Here is an 8,103-nt window from a genome sequence, read left to right as displayed (position 1 = left end):
ACCCCCTCCTCCGCGGGCACCGTCCAGTTGGCCCCGGGTCGCGAAGCCGCGCGCCCCACCGAAGAGGACCTGTCCCCCGAGGGCATCGCCCGTTCGGTGATCCACAACGAGGCGCGCTTCCTCTTCCAGAGCCTGCTGACGGGGGATGTGCGCAACGCGTCCACGGAGCTGATCTTCCCGTTCCAGCTGGAGGACAAGCGCTTCAACACGCCCGACGAGCTGGTGCAGGCATGGGTGAAGCAGCTGCGCTCGCGCCGCACGGACCTGGTCACCCTCTACGACATCGAAGTGCTGCCCATCGCGGAGATGGAGAAGAAGTACGGCAAGCCGCCCGCGCGCCTGGGCCTGGATCCGCGCGCGCTCAAGGACACCTGGGCCGCGGTGGGCAACCTCTCCGGCCACGCGGCCATCTTCCTCTTCCGCGGCAGCCCGGACCTGAGCTGGCACGCCTTCGCGTACACGGACTGAAGACGCCAAGGAGCGCCCGGCGTTACTCCCGGGCGCCCCGCTGCTTTCGTCAAGGCGCCGGCTGCAGGGTGATGGTCACGGGATCCGGGTCCTGGACCACGATCAGGATTTCGGACGCGGTCTTGAAGCCATCGCGCTCGGCTTCAATCATGGCGACTCGAAGGTGAACTTGCCCTGCGCGTCGGAGATGACCGTCTTGTCGGTCTCCATGAGGGTGACTTCGAAGTCCTTGAGCGGTTCGCCCTGCTCCGTCAACACGACGCCCGTCACCCGCCCGGGCCGGGGCTCCTGGTCAGCCGGATCCTTGGAGGACCCGGCGTCGGGATCGCACGCGGACAACACAACGGCCATCAACAGCGCGCAGAGCACGCTGCTTCGAGTCTTCAGGGTCATCATGGGTGGGTTCTTCAGGGAAAGCGCGCTCCGGCCGGCGCGAGGCCTTCCGCACCTGGCCCGCGTGGGGGCTCGTCGGTGCGTCCGGTGGCTTTCCAGACGACGAAGCGGCCTGGGAATTCACTGTCCCAGACCGCCTCTTCACCTCAACCCAGCGCCGCGACAAAATCCCGCAGGCGCGTCAGGCCCTTCTGCAGCACCTCGCGCGAGGTGACGAAGCTCATGCGGATGTAGCCCGGCGCACCGAACGGATCTCCCGGCACCGCCGCCACGAGGAAGTCGTTGAGCAGCGCCTCGGAGAGCTGGAGCGAGTCCGTCAGCGGCTTGCCCTTGTACGTCTTGCCCAGCAGGCCCCGCACGTCCGCCATCGCGTAGAAGGCGCCTTCCGGCAGCCGGCAGCGGATGCCGGGGATGGCGTTGAGTCCCGCGACGAACAAGTCCCGGCGCTCGCGGTACTCGTTCACCATGGCGGTGATGGTGTCCGTGGGGCCGTTGAGCGCCGCCAGCGCCGCCTTCTGCGTGATGGAGGACGCGTTGGAGGTGGACTGGTCCTGCACCAGCTGCATGCCGGTGATGAGCGCCTTGGGGCCCGCCGCGTAGCCCAGCCGCCAACCCGTCATCGCGTGGGACTTGGACAGGCCGTTGGACAGCAGCAGCCGGGGCACCAGGTCCGGCGCCACGTTGCCCAGGTTGAGGAACGGCTCCCCCGTGTAGAGGAGCTTCTCGTACATGTCGTCGGTGACGATGATGCAGTCATGGCCGCGCACCGCGTCGGCGATGCCCTCCAGCGTGGCGCGCGAGTACACCGCGCCCGTGGGGTTGGCCGGGCTGTTGAGCACGATGGCGCGCGTGCGCGGGGTGAGCGCCTTCTTGATGGCGGCGGGGTCCGGCGCGTAGCCGTCCTCCTCGCGCGTGGGGACGATGACCGGCGTGCCGCCCGCCAGGTGCACCATGTCCGGGTAGCTCACCCAGTACGGCGCGAAGATGATGACCTCGTCGCCTTCGTCCAGCAGCGCCTGGAAGCAGTTGTAGAGCGACTGCTTGCCGCCCGCCGTCACCACCACCTGATCCACCGCGTACTTCAGGCCGTTGTCCTTCTCCAGCTTGCGGCAGACGGCCTCGCGCAGCTCCGGCATGCCCGCGGTGGCGGTGTACTTGGTGAAGCCCGTGCGGAGCGCGTCGATGGCCGCCTGCTTCACGAACTCCGGCGTGTCGAAGTCCGGCTCACCGGCGGCGAGCACCACCACGTCCTTCCCACTCGCCGCGAGCGCCTTGGCGCGGGCGTTGAGGGCCAGGGTGGCGGAGGGCTTGATGGCTTGCAGCCGGCGGGCGAGTTTCATGCGTCCTGCCTAGCGCGGAACGTCCGAAGCGGACAAGCCTCCCGGACGTCCTGCGTCGCCCGCCTGCCGCTACGGTTTCGGGCCGAACTTCTTCTTCAGCCCCGCGTTGACGTTCGGGGGAACGAGCCCATCCACGTTCCCCCCGAAGGTCGCGACCTCCCGGACCAGCTGCGAGGAGATGTAGAAGTAGTCCTCACCCGTCATCATGAAGACGGTGTCGATGTCCGGTGCCAGCTTGCGGTTCATGTTCGCCAGTTGGAACTCGTATTCGAAGTCCGACACCGCGCGCAGCCCGCGGATGACGACGCTCACGTTGCGCTGGTGCACGTAGTCCACCAGCAGGCCGTGGAAGGCGTCCACCTCCACGCGGGGGTCGTTCACCGCTTCACGGATGAGCTCGATGCGCTCCTCCTGGCTGAAGAGGGGCGTCTTCTTCGGGTTCACCGCGATGGCGACGATGAGCCGGTCGAACATCTTCAGGCTGCGCTGGATGAGGCTCAGGTGCCCGTTGGTGAGCGGATCGAACGAACCAGGATAGATGGCGACCGGCATGGGTGCGTTGAAGTCTCGGCGGGCCCACGGGGCCGGTCAAGCGCACGTCACGGGGCCCGGTAGAAGCTCACCAGGGTGTCCCCGAAGCGGCGCTGGTCCTCCAGGGCGAGCCCCGAGTGGGCCTCCGGGGCCGCTTCCCGCTTGTCGTGCTCCACCATCACCGTGCCGCCCGGCGTCACCACGCCCGCGGCCACCACCGCCTCCAGCACCGTCTCCACCACGCGCGCCGCGTAGGGTGGATCCGCGAAGACGAGGTCGAACCTGGCCCCCTGCTTGCCCAACGTCTCCAGCGCGCGGACCACGGGCTGCGCCAGGATGGACACCTGGGCGGCGAAGCCCAGCGCGTCGGTGTTCTTCCGGCACAGGGCCAGGGCCTCGCGGTCCTGGTCCACCAGCACCAGCCGGCCCGCGCCCCGCGACAGGGCCTCCAGCCCCAGGGCGCCGGTCCCCGCGTACAGGTCCAGCACGGCCTGGCCGTCCAGGAACTGGCCCAGCATGTTGAAGATGGTTTCCCGGACCCGGTCCGCCGTGGGGCGGATGTGTCCGGACGACGGCTTGGGCCCCGTCAGGGCCCGACCCTTCGCGCTGCCTGCAACGATGCGCATGCGCGCCCTTCTAGCCCAGGTCCCCGCCCGGCTTCGCGAGGAACGCCATGGCCACCGAAGCGGACCGGTGCGCCCCCAGCGCCACCAGGGCCTCCGTGGCCTCCGCGAAGGACAGCGCCTCCAGCGTCTCCCGGGCCGAGGGCGTCAGGGGCGGCAGCCCCTCCTCCAGCACGGAGAGCAGCTCCCCGGCCGGCATGCCCGCCGCCTGGGCCCGCGCCACCACCGCCTCGCGGACCTCTGGAGGCCAGGCGCGCAGGGCCAGCGGACCGAAGGGCCCTCCCTGGTCCACCTTGCGCACACCCACGGCCACGTAGCTGGACAGCCCCCGCGCGGGCCCCGTGGAGGCCTCCGCCACCGACACCGACACGCCCTTCCCCGCGGCCGTCTCCACCACCTGCCGCAGCAGCTCCACGTCCAGCTCGCCCTCTCCCAGCTGGGCGTCCGACACGCGCAGGAAGCGCAGCGGGACCTGCCACTGCGCCAGCCCCTCCAGCAGCGTCGCGCACGCGTCCACCAGCCCGCCGGAGGACAGCTGGGGCGGAGACACCTCCAGCGACAGCTCGCGCTCCTTGAGCGGGCCCACCAGCGCGTTCACCGCCTCCACGGCCTCGTAGGAGGTGAGGCGCGACAGGTCCAGCGACACCAGCGCGAAGCCCGCGTCCACCACGCGGAAGATGCCGTCCTGGAGCGCGTCCAGCACGTCCGCGTCCGTGGAAGTGACTCGGAGGGGACCGGCCTGGAGGAACAGGGGCCGGGTGTGCTCGGCCTCCTGGGCCGCCGCGTGCACCGCCCTTACGAAGCGCTCCGGCGCGCCCCGGTCCGCCAGGGGGTGCGGGCAGGAGAGGCCCAGCACCGAGTCCTCCGCGCGGGCCGCGCCCAACAGGCCCGGCAGCGCGCCCTTGGACAGCACCGGCAGGCACGGCAGCGCCATGGGCGTGGATTCCAGCGCCGCAAGCAACTCTCGTGGATCCAACAGGGGTACCCGGGAGCCCGGGCCCACCCGCGCCACCACGTTGCCCGGCCGCAGCGACAACACCTTGTCCAGCACGCTCATAGAGGCCCGCGAGGATTCCCTCCCCGCGCGCCTTTCGCAAGCGTGAGTCAGTGCACTTCGCCCAGGTGGGCGTAGGACTGGCTCTCAATCTGGATGGTCGTGTGGTCGATGCCGAAGCGGTCGAAGAGGTCGTGCTTCACCGCGGACAGGATGTCGTCGTTGTTGCAGACCATGGGGTCCGCCACCACCAGGTGCGCGGACAGCGCGTACATCCCGCTGGAGATGGTCCACACGTGCAGGTCGTGCACCGCCTGCACGCCCGGCACCTTTCCCATGAGGTCGCGCACCTGCTCCAGGTCCACGTGCGCGGGCACCGCCTCCAGGAGCACGTCCACCGCGTCCTTCACCAGCCGCAGCGCGCCCACGACGATGATCATCGAAATCAGCACGGAGATGATGGGGTCCACCACGTACCAGCCGGTCCACCACATCACGCCCGCGCCAATCAGCACGCCCACCGAGGACAGCGTGTCCCCCAGCACGTGCAGGAACGCACCGCGCACGTTCATGGAGTGCGTCTGGTGCAGGAAGCCCAGCGCCGCCAGGTTCGCCACCAGGCCGATGCCCGCCACCAGCGCCATGGGCCCCAACTCCACCGGAGCGGGCGTGCGCATGCGCTGCCAGGCCTCCATCAGGATGAAGATGGTGATGACCAGCAGCAGCACCCCGTTGAGGAGCGCGCTCAAGATCTCCATCCGGTAGTAGCCGTAGGTCTTCTTCAGGTCCGCGGGCCGCCCGGCGAACCAGAGCGCCAGCAGGCTCAGGACCATGGCCGACACGTCCGTCAGCATGTGCCCGGCGTCGGAGAGCAGCGCCAGCGAGTTGGTGAGGAAGCCGCCCACCGCCTCCGCCACCATGATGGTCGCAGTCAACCCCAGCGCGAACAGCAGCCGCCGCCGGTCCTTGCGCCGCTCCTCCGCCAGCCCGCCCTTGCGGGGACCGTGCGAATGACCGTGCGAATGCCCATGATGCGAGTGGTCATGGTCGTGGTCGTGCGAATGACCGTGCCCGGCCCTGCCGTGTGTATGTGGGGGTGCGCTCACAGGGAACCAGGGTACGCCAACAGCGCCTTCATTCGGACAGGTGCCGCTGGATTGATTTCGGACAACCCCGTAGATCCGTTGTCCTGATCCGCAACAGGCCGAGGGACGCGGGGATGGACTTCGAGAAGCATCAGAATCTGCACACCATTGTCATGTTGAGGGATGTCATCCGCAAGTGGTGGCAGGTGGAGCTTTCGTTCGCGGATCGCAACGGCCTGGTGCACGACTGGCAGCGCGGGGATTTCATCCCGCCGCCCAACGACTTCTGCCGCCACTCGCTGGGGGCGCGGGAGGGGATGCGGCGGTGTGCCCAGTCGGTGCGGGTGCTGCATGAGAAGTTCAAGGCCGCCAAGAACCTGCGCCGCTCGCTCTTCCACGACTGCCACCTGCGCCTGTCCATCGTGGGCGCGCCGCTCTACATCCGCAACGAGTACGAGGGCTTCCTCTTCGTGGAGGGCTTCGCCCGGCAGCCGCTCATGCCCGGAGACGGACAGGTGCTCCTGGGCAAGATGCGCGACATCGCGCCCGGGGCGATGCTGGAGCTGGAGGGCGCGGCGGAGCGCGTGCCGGTGCTGGACGGCTCGGAGCTGAGCAAGCTGTCGGACCTCTTGGAGTTCGCGGTCACGGAGATCGCCAACCAGGAGGTGGAGCTCACGCGCAAGGAGGAGACCATCCAGTCCATGGCCTCCGAGCTGTCCAACCGCTACCGCTTCGAGAAGATCATCGGCCGCTCCGGGGCCATGAACGAAGTGTTCCGCCTGATGGAGAAGGTGGCCCACTCCGACTCCACCGTCCTCATCAACGGCGAGTCCGGCACGGGCAAGGAGCTGGTGGCGCGCGCCATCCACCACAACGGCCCGCGCAAGGACAAGCCGTTCGTCGTGCAGAACTGCTCCGCCTTCAACGACAACCTGCTGGAGAGCGCCCTCTTTGGTCACACCCGGGGCTCCTTCACCGGCGCGCTCAAGGACAAGAAGGGCCTCTTCGAGGTCGCGGACCAGGGCACCTTCTTCCTGGACGAGGTGGGCGACATGTCCGCCGCCCTCCAGGTGAAGCTCCTGCGCGTGCTCCAGGAGGGCACCTTCCTGCCGGTGGGCGGCACCCATTCCCGCGAGGTCGACGTGCGCGTCATCGCCGCCACCCACAAGGACCTGGGCGAGATGGTGAAGCGCGGCGAGTTCCGCGAGGACCTCTTCTACCGCATCAACGTCATCCGCCTGCAGCTGCCGCCCCTGCGCGAGCGCAAGGACGACCTGCCCGTCCTCATCGACCATTTCCTGCGCAAGCACCACCGCGAGGGCCAGCGCGCGCGGGGCCTGGCGCCGGAGGCCCTGGGCATCCTGGGCGCGTACGCGTGGCCAGGGAACATCCGCGAGCTGGAGAACGAAATCGAGCGGCTGCTGGTGCTGGGAGGCGAGCTGGAGGTCATCCCCGCGGACCTGCTCTCCAGCCGCATCCGAGACGCCGTCGTCCCCGGCGGCGGGCCCTTCATCGCCCCGCGCGCGCACGGCAAGCTGCACGAGGCGGTGGAGTCCCTGGAGAAGGAGATGATCCACCAGGGCCTGGTGCGCACCCGCTACAACAAGAGCCGGCTGTCGCGCGAGCTGGGCATCAGCCGCTCCAACCTGCTCTTGAAAATCTCCCGCTACGGGCTGGACAAGGGCATCCCCGAGGGGCTGGACACGGAAGAGGTGGAGGCGTGAGCGCACCCCACGGACAGGCGGTCTCCTTCCGGCAGGACTCGCTGCGGGTGCCGGACGGCGCGGACCTGTACTACCAGGTGCGGGGGGACGGGGCCCCGGGCATGGTCCTGTGCGACGGCCTGGGCTGTGACGGCTTCGCCTGGAAGTACCTGCTGCCCTACCTGGGCCGGCGCCACCGCGTGCTGCGCTGGCACTACCGGGGCCACGGCAAGAGCACCGTCCCCACGGACCGCACGCGCATCGGCATGGCGTACACCTGCGACGACCTGGCGCGGGTGATGGACGCGGCGGGCATGGACAAGGCCGTCCTCTTCGGCCACTCCATGGGCGTGCAGGTGGCGCTGGAGTTCCATCGCCGCTACGCCCGGCGCGTGGAGGGGCTGGTGCTGGTGTGCGGCAGCTACGGCCTGCCGCTGGACACCTTCCATGACTCCACGATGCTCAAGCGCCTCTTCCCCACCTTGAGGGCCGCGGTGGAGCGCTTCCCCCGGCACACCGCGCGCATCGTGCACGGGGCGCTCACCACGGAATTGGTGGTGCAACTGGCCATCCGCCTGGAGATGAACCCGGACCTCATCGCCCGCAACGACCTGGCCCCCTACTTCACGCATCTGGCACGCATGGACCCCGTCGTCTTCGTGCGAACCCTGGATTCTCTGGCGAACCACACCGCCGAGGACCACCTGGACCACGTGGACGTGCCCACCCTGGTGGTCGCCGGGGAGAAGGACCGCTTCACCCCCGGCTGGCTGTCCCGGAAGATGGCCCAGCGCATCCCCTCCTCTGAGCTCCTGATGATTTCCGAGGGCACCCATACCGCCCCACTGGAAGTTCCAGGCTTGGTGGAGCTGCGGGTGGAGCGCTTCCTGAGGGAGCGGCTGGGAGTGGAGACCGCGGAAATTCCGCCAAAGGTGGGATAAGCGCCTAGCAGGCAGGGGGGCTGAT

Annotated in this window: 8 protein-coding genes and 1 pseudogene; 3 read left to right on the top strand and 6 right to left on the bottom strand. The window is 69.1% G+C overall.

Annotated elements, in window-relative coordinates:
- Positions 1-468: pseudogene (locus D7Y15_RS24740) on the top strand (hypothetical protein); the annotation flags it as partial.
- A 147-nt stretch (positions 469-615) separates the two neighbouring features.
- Here D7Y15_RS24740 and D7Y15_RS24735 read toward each other — a convergent pair.
- The 6 genes from D7Y15_RS24735 to D7Y15_RS24710 form a co-directional block, all read right to left on the bottom strand.
- Complete coding sequence (locus D7Y15_RS24735) at positions 616-864, bottom strand: carboxypeptidase regulatory-like domain-containing protein (RefSeq protein WP_120580182.1); 249 nt, start codon at positions 862-864, stop codon at positions 616-618.
- Positions 865-1,007: 143 nt separating this feature from the next.
- Positions 1,008-2,201 (bottom strand): pyridoxal phosphate-dependent aminotransferase, encoded by a 1,194-nt coding sequence (locus tag D7Y15_RS24730; protein ID WP_120580181.1) that lies wholly within the window; start codon positions 2,199-2,201, stop codon positions 1,008-1,010.
- 69 nt (positions 2,202-2,270) lie between these two features.
- On the bottom strand, positions 2,271-2,753 hold the full coding sequence (gene coaD / locus D7Y15_RS24725) for a pantetheine-phosphate adenylyltransferase (protein ID WP_014396068.1): 483 nt from the start codon (positions 2,751-2,753) through the stop codon (positions 2,271-2,273).
- A gap of 47 nt (positions 2,754-2,800) precedes the next feature.
- Positions 2,801-3,358, bottom strand: a complete 558-nt coding sequence (gene rsmD, locus D7Y15_RS24720) for a 16S rRNA (guanine(966)-N(2))-methyltransferase RsmD (protein ID WP_121754128.1) — start codon at positions 3,356-3,358, stop codon at positions 2,801-2,803.
- Between the two features lie 10 nt (positions 3,359-3,368).
- Positions 3,369-4,412 (bottom strand): hypothetical protein, encoded by a 1,044-nt coding sequence (locus D7Y15_RS24715; protein WP_120580178.1) that lies wholly within the window; start codon positions 4,410-4,412, stop codon positions 3,369-3,371.
- Between the two features lie 47 nt (positions 4,413-4,459).
- The gene (locus D7Y15_RS24710; protein WP_120580177.1) at positions 4,460-5,455 is read right to left on the bottom strand and encodes a cation diffusion facilitator family transporter; all 996 of its coding nucleotides are present in this window, start codon (positions 5,453-5,455) and stop codon (positions 4,460-4,462) included.
- Positions 5,456-5,568: 113 nt separating this feature from the next.
- On the opposite strand from D7Y15_RS24710, the gene D7Y15_RS24705 reads away from it, so the two are divergent.
- On the top strand, positions 5,569-7,158 hold the full coding sequence (locus D7Y15_RS24705) for a sigma 54-interacting transcriptional regulator (protein WP_121754127.1): 1,590 nt from the start codon (positions 5,569-5,571) through the stop codon (positions 7,156-7,158).
- The gene (locus tag D7Y15_RS24700) at positions 7,155-8,078 is read left to right on the top strand and encodes an alpha/beta fold hydrolase (protein WP_121754126.1); all 924 of its coding nucleotides are present in this window, start codon (positions 7,155-7,157) and stop codon (positions 8,076-8,078) included. The genes D7Y15_RS24705 and D7Y15_RS24700 overlap by 4 nt, the downstream gene beginning before the upstream one ends.
- Positions 8,079-8,103: the final 25 nt, after the last annotated feature.

Source organism: Corallococcus sp. AB030, assembly GCF_003668965.1.
GTDB lineage: Bacteria > Myxococcota > Myxococcia > Myxococcales > Myxococcaceae > Corallococcus > Corallococcus exiguus.
This window is presented reverse-complemented; position numbering and strand designations above follow the sequence as displayed.